6 protein-coding genes and 1 tRNA gene are annotated in these 16,068 nt (G+C 65.7%); 2 read left to right on the top strand and 5 right to left on the bottom strand.

The features are described from left to right. Positions 1-38: 38 nt before the first annotated feature. The 4 genes from Mal64_RS06195 to Mal64_RS06210 all read right to left on the bottom strand — a co-directional run bounded on the left by Mal64_RS06195 (position 39) and on the right by Mal64_RS06210 (position 10,021). On the bottom strand, positions 39-1,985 hold the full coding sequence (locus tag Mal64_RS06195) for a rhamnogalacturonan lyase (RefSeq protein ID WP_146398101.1): 1,947 nt from the start codon (positions 1,983-1,985) through the stop codon (positions 39-41). 88 nt (positions 1,986-2,073) lie between these two features. Continuing rightward, a complete protein-coding gene (locus Mal64_RS06200; protein ID WP_146398103.1) occupies positions 2,074-3,546 on the bottom strand; it encodes a sulfatase in 1,473 nt (490 codons plus the stop codon). 143 nt (positions 3,547-3,689) lie between these two features. Beyond that, the gene (locus Mal64_RS06205) at positions 3,690-6,809 is read right to left on the bottom strand and encodes a rhamnogalacturonan lyase family protein (protein WP_197525501.1); all 3,120 of its coding nucleotides are present in this window, start codon (positions 6,807-6,809) and stop codon (positions 3,690-3,692) included. 14 nt (positions 6,810-6,823) lie between these two features. Beyond that, positions 6,824-10,021 carry a rhamnogalacturonan lyase family protein gene (locus tag Mal64_RS06210; RefSeq protein ID WP_146398105.1) on the bottom strand — a complete coding sequence of 1,066 codons (3,198 nt, stop codon included), beginning with the start codon at positions 10,019-10,021 and terminating at the stop codon, positions 6,824-6,826. A 957-nt stretch (positions 10,022-10,978) separates the two neighbouring features. On the opposite strand from Mal64_RS06210, the gene Mal64_RS06215 reads away from it, so the two are divergent. Continuing rightward, on the top strand, positions 10,979-12,085 hold the full coding sequence (locus tag Mal64_RS06215) for a DUF1559 family PulG-like putative transporter (RefSeq protein WP_146398107.1): 1,107 nt from the start codon (positions 10,979-10,981) through the stop codon (positions 12,083-12,085). A 230-nt stretch (positions 12,086-12,315) separates the two neighbouring features. Here the strand turns inward: Mal64_RS06215 and Mal64_RS06220 are convergent. Then, positions 12,316-12,388 (bottom strand) — tRNA-Lys (locus Mal64_RS06220). 279 nt (positions 12,389-12,667) lie between these two features. Between Mal64_RS06220 and Mal64_RS06225 the strand changes: the two genes are divergently transcribed. Further along, the gene (locus Mal64_RS06225) at positions 12,668-15,292 is read left to right on the top strand and encodes a LamG domain-containing protein (protein ID WP_146398109.1); all 2,625 of its coding nucleotides are present in this window, start codon (positions 12,668-12,670) and stop codon (positions 15,290-15,292) included. The last annotated feature ends 776 nt before the right edge of the window (positions 15,293-16,068 follow it).

Below are 16,068 nucleotides of genomic sequence, written 5' to 3' on the forward strand. Positions count from 1 at the left end.
CGAACTCGCCGCGTCATTCACCGCAGCCTCAAAGCTGCTTAGCGGTTATTCGCGGAGCCCGGAAGCGCCTCGCCGGCGCCCACCAAATAAACGCTCGGCCGCGGCGGCGCCGTCATGCCGTCGCCCAAGTAGAAGCTCGGGTGGCACGGCTTGTTGTAAACGACGTTCTGCCAAGCGATCCCCAAGCGGTACTGCGGGTCGTGCAGCAGCGTGACCAATCGCAAGTCGGTGGGGATCGTCGTCGTGTAAAGCCGGAGCGACTTGCGATCGGGCGCCACCATGAGGATCTCTTCGCGCCAGTCGCCCAGCAGGTCGCCCACGATGGCGGGCCCGCGGCCGGCGCCGATTGCGTCGCACTCGTAGATCGTTTGCTCTTCGCTCTTCTCCCAGTCCCACTTCATCACGCGGGTCGGCTGGGGATCGCGGAACCGACGCCAGCGCTTAGAGCCCGGGCGGCCGCACGAGAGCAGCTCGCGCAACGGGTCGGCGTCCCACCACAGGCACCAGTCGTTGTTCCGCGGCGCCGGGCCGAGCGTCTCGCCCTGCTCGCCGCGCAGGCCCCCCGGGCCGCCCCACGCCTCGTAGCCGCGGTGGGTGGGGTCGATGTCGGCCGCCATTCCGCCTCCCACATCCACGGTTGGACTGTGGCTCCAAAGGATTTCGCCCGTACGGGCGTCGCGCATCGCGGCGCCGGGGGTCTGGAACAGCTCGGCGTCGTCCTCGTTCTCCTGAACCGTGAAGACTTCCATGCCCGGCCGGTCGGGGTACATGTCCGTGATGTGCATCGAATCGCCGTGCCTCAGGCCCGTGCTGTAGAGCCCCTTGCCGTCGTCATCGACGACCATCGCCTGGTAGACGACCTCGTCGCGGCCGTCGCCGTCCACGTCGGCCACCGAGAGCGAGTGCCCCCCCATGCCGGCGAACGGCGAGGCGTCGTCGTACGGCGGTTGGCTCGACCCGGTGTCGAAGACCCACCGCTGCGTCAGCTTGCCGTCGCGCCAGTCCCAGGCGGCCATGACGATCCGGCCGTAGACGCCGCGGCACATCACGACGCTCGGCCGCTCGCCGTCGAGGTACGCCACGCACGCCAGGAATCGGTCGCAGCGGTTGCCGTAGCTGTCGTTGCCGGCGTTGCCGCCGATGCCGCCCCAGGCGCCGATCGAGCCGCGTCCGGGGACGTAGTCGACCGTTTCGAGCGCCGCGCCGGTGGCGCCGTCGAACACGGTGAAGTACTCGGGCCCGTCGAGGATGCGGCCGTGGCGTTGCGAGCCTTCCTCAAGAGTACGCCAATCTTTGTCGGGGTCGCCGATCGTTTTTCCCTGGCCGTCGACCGTGCCGTCGGCCGTCTTGCAGGCGACCTCGGCGCGGCCGTCGCCGTCGAGGTCGTAGACCATGAATTGGGTGTAGTGCTCGCCCTCACGGATGTTCTTACCGAGGTTGATCCGCCAAAGGTGCGTGCCGTCCATCTTGTAGGCGTCGAGCACCGGCTCGCCCGTGACGCCCGCCGAGCCGTTGTCGCGACCCCTCGAAACCTGGTGCAGAACGATGTCGAGCTCGCCGTCGCCGTCGAGGTCGGCGACCGAGGCGTCGCCCGGTCGGTAGCCTTCGATCGACTCGATCGGGATCTCGAGGCGCTGGTCGCTCCAGACCGCCACGCGTTTGCTGGCCGGGCCCTCCGCGCCGTCGACGACCGGCTTGAGGAAGTAGGCCAAGGGGCTCGACGTGTCGGCCCCGGCGTCGACGAAGTTCGTCGCCCCGGTGAGCGGATCGCTGTTGGCCAGCACCGGCTCGCCATCGGCCGTCACGCGGTAAAGGTTGAACGCGATCCCCTCGGGGTCGACGCCGAACAACCGCCAGCCGACGTAGACGCCCCCCTCCTGCTTCACGGCGACGAGGCCACGGCTGAGGTTCTCCATCTGCCGCTGGGCCGGGGCGACTGACGCAAGCATAGCCGTGGCGAGGAGAGCAAGAAGACGGAGTCGCATGGCGGGGCTTATCGGTTGGAAGGAAGAAGGTCGCAAGTCGGACGGGTAGACTTCAGCCCCCGGCGATGCCGGGGGCTGGTTTTGCTAGTTAAGGCGCCGCGGCGGGCGTGTGGCCGGCGACGTGCTCTCGGGCGATCTTCGAGAGCCGCCCGACCGTGTCGGCGTGCTCCGGGTCATTGACCAGGTTCACCAACTCGTGCGGATCGCTGACCGGGTCGGTCAGCATCGCCCCCGGGCCGCGGCCGTAAAACTCGGCGTAGCGCCACCGCTCGGTCCGCACGCACACACCGGTGATGTGCTCGCCATCTCCGCTCCAGACGGTGAACGCGGGGCTGTCGTCCTCGTGCGTGGGGTCATCGAGCAGCGTAGCGAGGCTCTCGCCCTCCAGGCCCGCTGGGCGGTCCACACCGCAGAGGTCGCACAGCGTCGGGTAGAGATCGATGGTTTCGACCACTCGTGGGCAAGGCGTTCCGTTGCCCGCCTTGCGCGGGTCGCGGATGAAGAGCGGCACGCGGGCGCCCTGCTCCCACAGCGAGCCCGCCTTCGACCATTTGCCCTTCTCGCCGAGCTGGTAGCCGTGGTCGCCCCAGAACACGACGATCGTGTTCTCGCCCAGCCCGAGCTCGTCGAGCGTGTCGAGCACCCGGCCGGCGTTCCAGTCCATCCACGCGGTCGAGGCGAGGTACGCCCGGGTCATCATCTTAGCCTCTTCCTCAGAAGCCTCGCGACCGATGAACAGGTCCGCGTTGCGGGGGCGGATCGAACCGGCCGGGAAGCCCTCCGGCACGGTCGGACGCGCGGCGAAGTCAATCGGCAGCTCGATCTCGCCCAAGTCCCACATGTCGAAGAACCGCTTCGGCGCCGCCAGCGGGCTGTGCGGCTTGCTGAACCCACAGGCGAGGAAGAACGGCTGTTGCTGCTCGTCGCTCGCTGCGCTGCGCAACATCTCGATGGCGCGCGTGGCGACGCGGTGGTCGCCGGTCTTCTCTTCGTCGCCTTCCAGCACGATCCAGCGGTCGCTGCGCTGCTGCTTGGTGAGTCGCCGGCCGCCGGCGGCGCGGTCGGGCCGGATCGAGGGGGGCGGCCGTCGCGTGGCGCCCTCGCCGAAGTAGCGCGCCGAGCCCCCTTCGTCCCACGCCTCCACGTCGTCGATGCCGCCGTGGAAGATCTTGCCCGCGCTGAGCGTGTGGTAGCCGTTCTGGCGGAACCAGCGCGGCAGGCTCACCGCGTCGGGCCGCGTGGCGCCGAACCAGGTGCGGTTGCCGAGCACACCGACCGTGGTGGGGTAAAGCCCCGTGAGCATCGAGCTGCGTGACGGGTTGCACAGCGGGTATTGGCAGTACGCCCGATCGAAGCGCACCGAGCTCTCGGCGAGCTCGTCGAGTCGCGGCGTCGAGGCGCGCTCCACGCCGTAGCAGCCCATCTCGTTGCGCAGGTCGTCGGAGATGATGAACAACACGTTCATCGGCGCCGGCGTGTCGGCCGCGGCGTCGCCCGGTCGGGTCAGCGCCCACGCGGCGAGCAACAGACTGAGCACGACTACCGTACGACGCGATTTCATCACGTGGTTCCTGAGAGGGTTTCAGAGAAGGCGAGCTCGTGGCGGGCAGGCTTAGTGCGAATCGCACAGATGCGTAGCGTGTGTGGCGGTGTGATTTGGCGTCGACAAGGCGAAAACGACGCTACGGCTACCAGTAGTGCGCTCTAGTAGAGCTTACGCAGCCAGTCGCCGAGCGTTCTGTCCGCCAGAGCACCGTAGGACGAACGATCCAAGGACGAGTCGTCGGCAGCCGTTCGATCCCTGAGTCGGTTCGACGTGGAGTCCGGCAGCAACTTGGCCTCGTCGGCGAGCAGCAGCAAGGCCTCGTCGTCGGCCGTGGGTGAGAGCGTCTCTGCGGTTGCGGGGCTGGCGTCGCGTGAGTCGTCGAGCGGCTCGGCAACCAGCAGCGCGAAGGCCAAGTCGTTGGGCGTCTTCGCGGCGGGCTCCTCGGTGGGCTCCTCGATGATGACCGGGGCGGCCGGGGCGGTCAGGGCGGCCGCCGACGCCTGGGCGAACGCGAGCGGCGGCTCGGCCACCTCGCCAAAGTTGTCGACCCACACCTGGTAGTCGGCCATATCGACCTCGCCGTTGTGGTCGCCATCGGCGGTGAGGTTGGTGATGCTGCCGAGCGAGTCGCGCCACACGGTGAAGTCGGCGCCGTCGACCACGCCGTTGCCGTTGTAATCGCCCGCGAGCTCGCCGCCGAAGAACAGCGCCGGCCGCGGCGCCTCGCCCATGCCGGCGCCGATGAAGTAGCTCGGGTGCGGCGGCTGGTTGTAGTAGCCTTGTTGCCAGGCGATCGCCTGGCGGTACATCGAGTCGTGCATCAGCGTCGGCAGCCGCATGGTCGAGGGGATCGTTGTCGACCAGATCTCCAGGGCGGTATTGTCCGCTCGGCGCCAGATCACTTCTTCGCGCCAGTCGCCAAACAGGTCGGCCGACAGCGCGGGGTTCGACTTCGTGCCGTTGTTGCTCGCCAGGCCCGAGGTGCTGTTGATGCCCGAGTTGCCCCATGAAACGAGGTTCTGACGCCCGGGCTGAGCCCAGTCGTGGCGCCACTTCGAGATTGTCGTGCCGTCCAAGAGCTCACGCAGCGGGTCGGCGTCCCACCAAACGCCGAAGTTGATCAGCATGTTCGACGGCATCTCATAGATCGCGCCTTCCTGCACGTTGTAGATCATCCGCGCCCCGCCGTCCGGGTCGGCGGTCGTGGCCCAGAACTCGTAGCCGGGGTAATTGGGGTCGATGTCGAACGCCGCCCCGCGGCCGACGTCGTTCGTGGCCTGGATGCCGTAGAGCAGCTCGCCGGTCTGGGCGTCGCGGTAGTCACCGCCCGCGTCGCGGTACTCGCCCACGCTCTCGTGGGGCGAGAAGATTTCGAGGCCCGGGTTGTCGGGGTCCATGTCGGCCACGTGCAGGGCGTCGCCGTGGCCGCGGCCGGTGCTGTAGAGGCCCGTGCCGTCGTGGTCGACCGCCATCGCGCCCCAGATGATCTCGTCGAAGCCGTCGCCGTCCACGTCGCCCACGCTGGCGTTGTGGTTGCCCTGGCCGACGTACTCCTCGTTCACGTCGCTGTCGGTCCCCTCGATCGCGGTGAAGGTCCACCGCTCAGAGAGCTGCCCGTCTCGCCAGTCCCAGGCGGTCAGCTCGGTCTTCGACTGGTAGATCCCGCCGATAGCGTGGTACAGACCGCGGCCGACCACGAGGCTCGGCCGCTGGCCGTCGAGGTAGGCGACCACGTGATTGAACGTGGTGGCGCGGTGGCCGTAGTCGTCGCCGTACTCGACGCCGTCGTCCCGCGCGGGGCTGAGCGGCGTATTGGCCAGCAGCTCTCCGGTGTAGCCGTCGAACACCGACAGGTACTCGGGCCCCGAGGTTACCCAGCCGTCGGGGTTTTGCCACAGCGCGTTGGGGTCGCCGATCACCTGGCCATCGCCGGCGACCGTGCCGTCGGATGTGTTCATAATGACTTCGGCGCGGCCGTCGCCGTCGAAGTCGTAGACATTGAACTGGAACGAGCTGGCGATCGTTTTGATGTTCGGCCCCACGTCGATCCGCCACAGCCGCGTGCCGTCGAGCTCGTAGGCGTCGAGGTACATGTTCGGAGAGGGCGCCGAGCGGTCTGCCGGCGAGCCGATCCACTTGAGCACGACCTCGTAGTCGCCGTCGCCGTCGAGGTCGCCGACGCTCGCGTCGTTCGCCGAGTAGACGTGCGTCTCCCCGTCGGAGGTCGTCATTGGCGGGGGCGCGACGATCGGGATCGTCAGGTGCTGCTCGACCGCCGAGCCGGCCGGCAGCACGTACGGCTCGCTCGCTTCGAGCTCCACGCCGTCGACCACGGGCCGAACGCTGTAGGCGACATCGAACACGAGGTTGGCCCCGTAGTCAACGTAGTCGGTCGTTTGTGTGAGCGGAGCGCCGTTCACCTTGACCGCCGAGCCGCCACCCGTCGATCGGTACAGGTTGAACGCAACGTCCACCGGGTCGTCGCCCAGCAGGCGCCAACCGACATACACCTCGTTGGTCGATCGTCGCATCGCGATCACGCCGCGGTCGAGCTTCTCGACCTGGCGGGGCAGCACCACCGGCTCGACGGGGTACGGGTCGGGCCCGGGCTCCTCGGCAAACTCCAACTCGAGCCGCGGGCGGATCGAGGCGTCGGCGTGCTCACGCGACGCGAAGCCGACGCCACGCACGTTGCCGGCGTCGATGAGCGTGACGAAAGTCACTAGGCCGTTAGCGTCGGCGCGGTCTTGGAGGAAATCGATCAGGTCGGGGCCCGAGATCGACTGCGGGCCGCCGGTGGCGTTGATCAGCGTCTCCCAAGTTTCGGCGCCGTTCTCGTAGTTGAAATCAACGAGCCGCACGGGGTCGACGCCGTAGTCGCTCGCCCCCAGGTACTCCGCGCCGGGGCCCGTCTCGGCCAGGGTCGCCTCGTCCCACGCCTGCGGCGTGTTGCCCGGCAGGTCGGCCAGGCCGAACACGTCGAAACGGTCGAAGTTGATGATGTCGTAGCGTGTGCCGGGCAGCTTGGAGAGCGACAACTTGGCGTCGGTCAGGTCATCAAGGTCCAGGCCCGACAGGTCGAACCGCACGTAGGCCACGCTATCGCCCGCCGAGCCGTTGCGATCGAGCACGTCGAGCACCGGCGCCGAGCCGGCCCCAACGCCCGCGTTGGTGAACGTGTCGGCCGTGGCGGTGAGCGTGACGCCGCTTAGGACCCGGCGGTCTTCGAGCGGTTCGAAACGGAGCACACGCCCGCGAGGGTGGCGGCGGCTCTTCATGCGGATCACTCCCGTTAGAACGTGCGGAGGGCACGGAGGCCTCGGCGCCACTGGCCGAAGATCATGTCGCTAGCGTCGTCGGCAGCGTAAGCATTCGCGGCGCTCTCGCCCGCACCAATGGCCTCATCCGACAGGGCGGCGTGCTCGGCGTCGGCCTCGGAATCGAGGCTGCGTGACGCCAACAGCAGCAGCGAATCGTCGGCGACAACCGTGGCGGCTTCGATCGCGTCGAGGGAGCTATCAGCCGGCGGGTCGTCTTCGACAACGAGCAGGGCGAACGCCAAATCGCCGCTCGCCGCATCGCTCGAGGCCCCGTCGATCGCCTGGGCGGCCGAAGGAGTTGTGGTGAACTCGGCGGGCGCTGCGGCGACATCGCCAAAGCGTTCGACCCACAGGTCGTAGTCGGCCATCTCAACGATGCCGTTGTGATCGCCGTCGGCCCGCAGGTCGGTCTCGCTGCCGAGCGAGTCACGCCACACGGTGAAGTCGGCGCCGTCGACCACGCCGTTGCCGTTGTAGTCGCCCGTGAGTTCGCCGCCAAAGAACAGCAGCGGCTGGGGCGGCGTCTCCATCCCCTCGCCGATCCAAAAGCTCGGGTGCGGCGGCTGGTTGTAGGCCGAGTTCTGTGCGGCGATCGATTGCCGGTACATCGAGTCGTGCATCAGCGTGGTGAGCCGCGAGTCGGCGGCGATCGTCGTGGTCCAGATCTCGAGGGCCGAGCTGTCGCTGCGACGCCAGATCACCTCCTCACGCCAGTCGCCCAAGATGTCGGCCGACAACGCCGGCGTGCTCTTCGTACCGTTGTTGCTCGACAGGCCCGCCGTGCTGTTGATGCCGCTCTTGTCGTAAGCCACGTAATTCGAGCGACCGGGATTCATCCAGTCGGAGATCGTGGTGCCGTCGAGCAACTCGCGCGACAGGTCGCCGTCCCACCAGACGGCGAAGTTCACGCTCACATTGCCGTACTCGTACAACGCCAGGCCAGAGACGTTGTAGATGTAGCGGGTACCCTCGTTCGTCGTGCCCCAGAACTCGTAGCCCTCGTGGTTGGGGTCGATGTCGGCGGCCACGCCGCGGCCGACGTCGCTGTCGACCGCCGAGGGGATCTGGAAGATCAGCTCGCCGGTCGCCGCGTCGCGAAGCTCGCCGCCTGCATTGCGGCCCTGGCTCTGGAAGGCATTGCTCGACTCGTGGACCATGAAGACCTCGAGGCCAGGCCGCGAGGGGTCCATGTCCGAGAGGTGCAGCGCGTCGCCGTGGCCCAGCTCCGTGGCGTAAAGCCCCGTGCCGTCGTGGTCGATGACCGCAGCGCCGTAGACCACCTCGTCGAAGCCGTCGTTGTCGGCGTCGCCGATCGTGAGCGAGTGGGCCCCCTCGCCGATGTATTCGCCGTTGCTGCCCCTATTGCCTAAAGTGTCGGCCTTAAAGATCCACCGCTGCGTGAGCTGACCGTCACGGTAGTCGTACGCGGCCACCTCGTTGCGCGCTTGCCGCCCGCTCTGCGGGCCATAATAGCCGCGGCCGATGACCACGCTCGGCGATGTCCCGTCGAAGTAGCCGACACCGGCCGTGAAGCGGTCGACTCGGTTGCCGTATCCATCGCCCCACTCGGCGACGTCGCCCCGCACCGGGTCGAACGCGATCGTGTCGAGTTCCTCTCCGGTGAGGCCGTCGAACACGGTGTAGTACTCGGGACCGGTGAGAATGTACCCAGACGAGTTGCGGTAGTCGTCGGTCACTTGGTCGGCGCCCATCAGCACGGCGTTGCCCAGGCCGTCGATCGTGCCGGGGGCGGTCTTCAAGACGATCTCCGATCGGCCATCGCCGTCGAGATCGTAGACGATCGGCTGCGTGTAGTGGGCGCCCGCGCGAATGTTGTGGCCGAGGTCGATCCGCCACAACAGCTCACCCTCGAGCGTGTAGGCGTCGATGTAGACGTTGCCGGTGTAGCCCGCGTGCGCATTGTCCTTGGCGTTGGACGGGTCCCACTTGAGGATGACCTCGTACTGCCCGTCGCCGTCGAGGTCGCCGACGCTCGCGTCGTTGGCCGAGTAGGTGTAGGAGCCGTCCGGCGTGGTTCCGCCGGCGGGGATCTGCAGCGGGATCGTCAGGTGCTGCTCGATCGTGGCGTTGGCCCCGAGCGTGTAGCTCGCGCTGTCTTCCTGCTCGACCCCATCGACGACCGCCCGCACGAAGTACGTGTTGTCGGCGTTCAGGTTGGCCGTGGAGTCTTGGAAGTCGGTGGTCTGTGTCAGCGGAGCGGCGTTGAGTTTGACGGCCGGGGCGCCGTTCTCGCTGCGGTAGAGGTTGAACGCCACGTCCGCCGGGTCGTCGCCCAGCATCCGCCAGCCGACGTAGGCCGCACCGCCCGAGGGTCGCACGGCGACCACGCCGCGGTCGAGCCGCTCCAACTGGCGCGGCGTGACGACCTGCTCGAACGGCGCCGCCTCGTAGGCGACCGGGCCCTCGGCGGCGTTGGCCGCTAGCTCGCTGGAGCCGACCGCCTCGTCGTACAGCCGCACTTCGTCGATCAGGCCAAAGAACCCCGGGTCGTTGTTCCACAACGAGCGACCGAAGTAGGCGACCGACTGTGTGATCGAGCCGATGTCGGCGCCGGCGAGCGAAGTGGCTCCGCGCTCGACGCCGTCGACATAGAGCCGCAGCGTGTTGGTCGCGTCGTCCACCACACCCGCCACCACGTGCTGCTGGCCGTCGGCGGTCTCGGTCCCCCAGGTAGCCGCGCGCTCGCCGCTCCCACCGCCGCCGGTCGAAAGCGCTAGCCGCGAGTCGCTGCCGCCCGAGTTGGCCGTGAAGAAGAAGTACGAGTCGCCGTTCGACCCGTTCTGACTGCCGAAGTCGAACACCCGACTCCAGGTGGTCGAAGAGTCATTGATCGCCGTGGTGAACCAGACCTCGACCGTGAAGCTGCCGCTCGCGGGCAGCGCGTTGGTTGGCAAGCTGAGGTACTGCACCTCGCTCGCGTCGCCGCTGTCGGCGCCGTTGTTGTAGAGCACCGCTTGGCCGTTGATCACGCCAACGCCGTTCTCGAGCGTCATGTCGGCCGAGCCGACCAAGTCGTCGCCCGTGCCGTCGTTGAACGTGTACCAGTGGGTAAGGCTGAGCACGCGGCGCGGCTCGAGCGTCTCGACATGCAGACGACGCCCTGCGGCATGAGAACGCCGGGCGGAGCGGGAGTGCTTGCGTAGCGGCATAAAAGAGACGCCCCAGAGAACCTGAAGAGCAGCGGGGGATATTAGCTAAGCGGCGCCGAATGGGCCGGGTGTTCCAGCCTATTACCTTAACCAGAATTATGCTTCTTCGCGACGCGTTGGGCCTGCCGCCAGGGAAGAAAACAGGCGTCATGCGGCATTCCGCGGCTATTGTTCGCACCACACACGAACGAGAAGACCGAACTAAACGTTCGGATGCCGGGCATCGCTCGAACACGATCGAGGTCAACGGACTATCGAGCGGACCTTGCTCTCTACGGAGCGGGCTCTCTACGAAATCGGGCGTCGTGCGAGGCGAGGGCAACGCGGCACTCCACCCGATATTTTGCCGTAGGTCCTGCCGAGCCAAGCCGAGACTTTGGTCAGGTGACGGAGAGTGAATAAGCACACGTTACGTGCCATTTTGAGCGCCCAGAATCCAGACGAAGCGACGAGGGCTTGTTAGTCCAAGACCTACGTAGGCAGCTATCAGTTAGTCGAGATATGGCCAATGATTCATCGGCAAAGACAAGAGAAGAACGATATGCCACTCGTTAGATAGCTATTGATATGCGTGCCTACAGCAGGTGACAGAATGTCGCAAAAAGTTACCTGTTTCACGCATACTAAGTTTTTGCGACGGTTTGGCGGTACCATCGAAAGGTCTTTTTGCTACGGTATATCTAAACGCTTGATAGTTGTTTACTCATCCACCGCTCTTCGCCAGCCCCCTTTTCTGCTGGTCGAGCTTTGCCCGGTCTCTCGGCGGCTGAGCCGCCGAGCGCCACAGACTATCGCCACCGCGATCTGATTTCACTTATAGCCTCGCGCTCCGCTCCGCAGGAGCGCGTGCGTTGCGAAACCGCATGCGACGCGTCGTTGAGGCGCCCAGCCTTTGTTTTCCTAGCTGCTGTCGACTCTTCCTCTTCTATTCGGTTTATCTACCTGGAGGTCGTTTTCATGCGCCCCTGGCTCTCCTGCGACTCGCATCGTAAACCCCAGCAGCCTATCCGCCGTGTTGGCTTTACGCTCGTCGAACTACTCGTCGTGATCGCCATCATCGGCATCCTGGTCGCGCTGCTGCTGCCGGCGGTGCAGTCGGCGCGTGAGTCAGCACGGCGAACGATGTGCATCAACCAGATCCGGCAGATCGTGCTGTCGACGCACAATTACCACGACACCAAGAGCAGCATGCCGCCCCACGGCGACAAACCTTCTCAGCTCAGCGCTCACACCAGGTTGCTCCCTTACATGGAAGAGCCCAACCTGCTCAATCTGGTCGACCAGACGAAGCGTTGGCGCGACCCGGTCAACCGGACAGCGTTGGAGAACACGCCGCTGAACTTCTTGCGATGCCCCAGCGGCGAACCCGCCAGCACGCAGTTTTTCGCCATCAACGGCCGTGACTTTGGAGAACAAACCACGTTCCAAGGCACGGTCGACAGCAGCGCCCCGAGCCACTACGTCGGCATCATGGGCGCCCGGCCGGGCGACCCCTGGCCCTGCCCGGGGGCCTCGTCCGGAACCGGCGGCGGTTTCGGCGGGGGCAGCGCGCTCGAATGGCCCGAGACCGAGTACTCGCAGCACGCCTGCACAACCGCCTCCCAGCTCCCATGTTCTGGCGACGGCTGCTCGGGTGGGGCCGGCAAGAACGGCGTGATCTTCCCCGACAGCTCGATCGATTTTGGCGACATCACGGACGGCACCTCGCACACGATGATTTTTGGCGAGCTCTCCTGGAAAGTCGACTACCGTGTCGCAGGCGACGGCGGTTCGGCGCCGTTCGAGCCGTGGCTAGTGGGCAGCACGAGCATCGACAGCTCCTCGGGTTGGGTGCACAACGCAAAGAACATCCGCTACGGCATCCACGAGCGGGTTTACTTCAACGAGGCTAAAGAACAAGTCAGCCATCTGACCGACGTGAGCCTCGGCAGCAACCACCCGGGCGGCACGAACATCGGCATGTGCGACGGCTCGGCCTTCTTTATCCGAGAGAATGTCGATTTCTCCGTGTTGCAGGCCCTCGCCAGCCGCGGTGTGGGCGAGGTTTTTGAGAACCCTTACTGAGGCTTATCCCTCAAGAGATCTACAAACACACGGGGCGGCGGAACAAGGTCCGCCGCCCCGTTTCTTATGCGCAGACCGCACGACGGACACAGAGACCTCGGATAGAAACGCAGCGCAGTCCGGACATCACCGACCGTCGGGCAACCGGTCCACCGGCAGCCGTCCAACGCACTGACAGCCGGCCGCTGCGAAAGCCGACGCCCAGAAGCGGCGTGGCTAAAAAAAGAGAGTGCTCCCTCTTGGACTCGAACCAAGAACCTACTGATTAAGAGTCAGTTGCTCTGCCAATTGAGCTAAGGGAGCGGCGTGGATTGCGTTGCTTGGCGGGGGGCGGCCATTGGCCTGGGGCCCGGCGGCAACGCGAATCCCTAAGCTTATCGTCTCGCGGCCGTTCTGCAAGGGCCGCACGACCCGCGTATTCCGGCGAATCGTGCGCTAGGGGACGTCCCGGAGCGGGGCTGGCGATTGGGCAGCGACGGGGGCCGGCGTGGGCGGGCTAACTTTTCACGGGAGTCGCGCCAGCGCCGCCTCCCCCAGCCCTGTTGCATAACGCCGTCCGATCCCCCCGCCCGAACGACGACCTTGATCGCTCGCCCCCCTTCCTGGCTCGTCCTGTCGATTCTCCTGCTCGCGACGCCTTGCGGCGCCGTGGCTCAGGAGCTGCTGTTCGTGCGCACTAGCTCGGGTTCGTACAGCGCTCAAGAGCAGTCGCGGGTGACGCAGTTCGAGAACTGGGGCTACACGGTCACGCCGATCCACGACGAGGCTTCGCAAGCGAGTTTCGACACCGCCTTCGCTTCGGCAAACGTGGTCTACATCTCCTCTACGGCCAACGAGAATCAGGTCAGCGGCAAGTGCAAGAGCGCCACGGTGGGAGTCGTGTGTGAGCAGCGGTACATCGACAAACTCATGGGGTTCTCGACAAACCAAGGCTGGAACAGCAATTTCACATCGACAACGATCCTCGACAACACACACCCGGTGACCGCCGGCTTGGCGACCGGCGCCGTGACGATCGTCAGCTCGAGCCAGCCGCTAACGATGATGAACAGCACCGTAGCCGGAGGCATGACGATCCTGTCGAGGAACCCGAGCTACGGCAACGGCAATATGCTCGGCGTGATGGAGGCGGGCGCCTCGCTCGGCGGCGGCGGCGTGGCGGCGGGTCGGCGCGTTCGGTTGCCGTGGGGCAGCGGGAGCTTCGATTGGTCGGCGCTCAACGCCAACGGCCTGCTGATCGCCCGCCAGGCGCTAGAGTGGGCCGTCAGCGAGAGGCTCCTCGCTCACTGGACGTTCGACGAAGGTAGTGGCGTGACGATCGCCGATTCGTCCGGCAATGGCGAGGACGCCGCCTTCGCCACGGGGACCCCTGCGTGGGTTTCTGGGGTGCGGGGCAACGCCCTGCAATTCAACGGCTCGAACGACGCGGAGACCGACAGCACGTTCGACCCGCCTCCGATCGGTTCGGTGGCGTTCTGGTTCCGCTGCAACGCGGACCCGGCGAGCGTCCAGCGTCTCTTCGGCCTCGGCGACGACTGGGAGGTGATCCTGCTGTCGGGCGGCGCTCTCTACTGCAATCTATCAAACAACTCGACCGGCGACTTTAGGACCGCCGACGGCGTCGCCACGGCCGGCAAGTGGCGTCACGTCGTGGCGATCTACAACTCGACGGGCGACACGTACAAGCTGTATCTCGACGGCGAGCTGGTTTCGAGCGGGTCGGTTTCGATGTCCGACCAGGGTGCGGCGACCCTCTCGTTCGGCGTCCGAACGGGCACCACCAACCGATTCGACGGCGCGCTCGACGACATCCGGGTCTACAACTACGAGCTCTCGGAGCCGGAGATCGCCGAGGTCTACGGGCTGGTGGGCCATTGGAAGCTGGACGAGTCGGCCGGGACCACGGCCGCCGACTCCTCGCTGTCCAGCGCGGACGGGACCTACACCGGCGGCATGGACCTGGCTGCCGAGGGCCCCTACCCCGGCGAGGGGGAGATCGCCGCCGAATTCGATGGCTCGAACGATTACATCGCGTTGCCCAACCAGGAGATCGACTTTTCCGATGGGCTCACGATCGCCTTGTGGGCCCATCCCGAGGGGTCGGGGAACTGGCGGCGATTCGTTGGCCTCGGCAACGGCCCCTACGTCGACAACATCCTCTTTACCCAGCGTGCTGGGACGACCGACCTCTTTTTCGAACTGCACGACGGGTCGCTAGGAAGCCGGAGCCTGACCGCCTCCGACGCGGTTCGCAAGGACGAGTGGGCGCACTACGTCGCAACGATTGACGGCAGCGGAGACGCGATCCTTTACCGGGACGCGGAGGCCATCGCTTCCGGCGTCACAGGCGTGCCCGCGAGCGTCCTCCGGACCAACAACAACATCGGCGAGAGCAACTGGTCCAGCGACGATTTCTATGAGGGGCGGATGGCCGACGTGCGGCTCTACAACCGCCCCCTATCGCAGGCCGAGGTATCCGACCTCTACGGGCTGATCGGCCGCTGGAAGCTCGAAGAGTCGAGCGGCTCGACGGCGGTCGACTCTTCCGGGATCGGCAACGACGGGACTTACGTGAACGCCCCCACGCTTGGCGTGGGGGGGACCGGCGCCGCGTCGACCGGCACGGCGGTGCTGTTCGACGGCGTCGACCAGCACGTCACGATCCCGTATCACGAGATTTACGCGGCCAACGAATTCAGCGTCACCGCCTGGTTCCGCCGCGAGGGGTCTCTCTCAAGCGACCAAGGGGGTGTCATCGGAGCCCGCTACGGCAACGATCGTGGCTTCGATCTCAAGGTCGAGTCGGACCGCCTCCACAGCGATGTGGCGGGCGTGGGCGATTCGTTCGCTTCCACAGCGGCCGACATCGAGGAGGGCGACACCGGCACGAACGGCGTCGGCGGCCGCACGGCCTCGTACCGTTGGTACCACGTGGCGTACGTGGTCAACGCCGCTGACTTGGAAGCGGATCTCTACCTCAACGGCGACCTCAAGGAGACCGTGCCGCTTAGCGAACTGCCGCTGCTGATGAAGAGTGAACAAACACTGCGTATCGGCCACACCGGATACGGCGAAGAGTACTTCCTGGGAAGGCTGAGCGACGTGCGGCTTTACAGCCGTCGGCTTGGCCCCGAGGAGATCGAGGCCCAGTACTCAGGCGGCAAGACACCCGGTGTGCGGATCACGCGTTGGATCGAGGTTCGCTGAGCAAGGGCTATGCGCACGCTGCGTTGACGCGGGAGTCGTCTAAGCGACGCCTCCTGCCGCCCTGCCCCCTTTGCCGTGGGCCATGCACGCTCTCTCTGCACGCCTCTTTCTGCACTGCCGTCACTGAGCAAGGCGGCTCCGCCATTCGAGCCGCCAGAACGGGGTAAGTGGCACAGCCACATTGCGCGGCTACCGCTCAGCTTGAGCACCTCGGCGCGAGCTAATCCTCAAAACGGAGTCCGAATTGAGACACTCACGCTCATGAGTGGTCAGATGGATCAGCAGGTTACTGCACATCGCGTATAGCTTTTCGGCAAAGCCTTCTATACAGCATTGAGCCTGCAATAACCAAGTTGATTACTGCACTTTTCGACTGAAAAAAGTCAGCAGCAGCCTCGGCAGAATTGCGATAAAGTTTAGCAATTCATCCTTGATTCCTTGCTAGAATAACCTGATCAGTTAATATAAGCGGCAGTTAGGACACTTCGTTTTGAGCGATCCGCTCAATCGATTTGCCCTGAGAGACGATCGGTTTTTCTGCCTAAGCTCCGTGCATCGAGCTCTCGTTCAGGCCTCCCCCGAGTCGCCTGAACTGGGAGACCGGACAGCGGCGATGGGTGCAGCCGTTCGGTCGCTACTTTTCTACTCGGCTTTTCACACATACCGTCGGCGGCCGTTGTGGCCACGATTTTTCGCTATCAGGCTATTCAGCTCTTTGGCAGTTACGCGCGATCGACTCATCCAGCGCGTCGAAGGCCCAGGACAAGCGGACCCTT

The organism is Pseudobythopirellula maris (genome assembly GCF_007859945.1).
Lineage (GTDB): Bacteria > Planctomycetota > Planctomycetia > Pirellulales > Lacipirellulaceae > Pseudobythopirellula > Pseudobythopirellula maris.

What these genes read in the sequence shown, in the direction of transcription:
- Mal64_RS06210 (WP_146398105.1), bottom strand. Translation starts at nt 10,021, where the DNA reads ATGCCGCTACGCAAGCACTCCCGCTCCGCCCGGCGTTCTCATGCCGCA.
- Mal64_RS06200 (WP_146398103.1), bottom strand. Translation starts at nt 3,546, where the DNA reads ATGAAATCGCGTCGTACGGTAGTCGTGCTCAGTCTGTTGCTCGCCGCG.
- Mal64_RS06215 (WP_146398107.1), top strand. Translation starts at nt 10,979, where the DNA reads ATGCGCCCCTGGCTCTCCTGCGACTCGCATCGTAAACCCCAGCAGCCT.
- Mal64_RS06195 (WP_146398101.1), bottom strand. Translation starts at nt 1,985, where the DNA reads ATGCGACTCCGTCTTCTTGCTCTCCTCGCCACGGCTATGCTTGCGTCA.
- Mal64_RS06205 (WP_197525501.1), bottom strand. Translation starts at nt 6,809, where the DNA reads ATGAAGAGCCGCCGCCACCCTCGCGGGCGTGTGCTCCGTTTCGAACCG.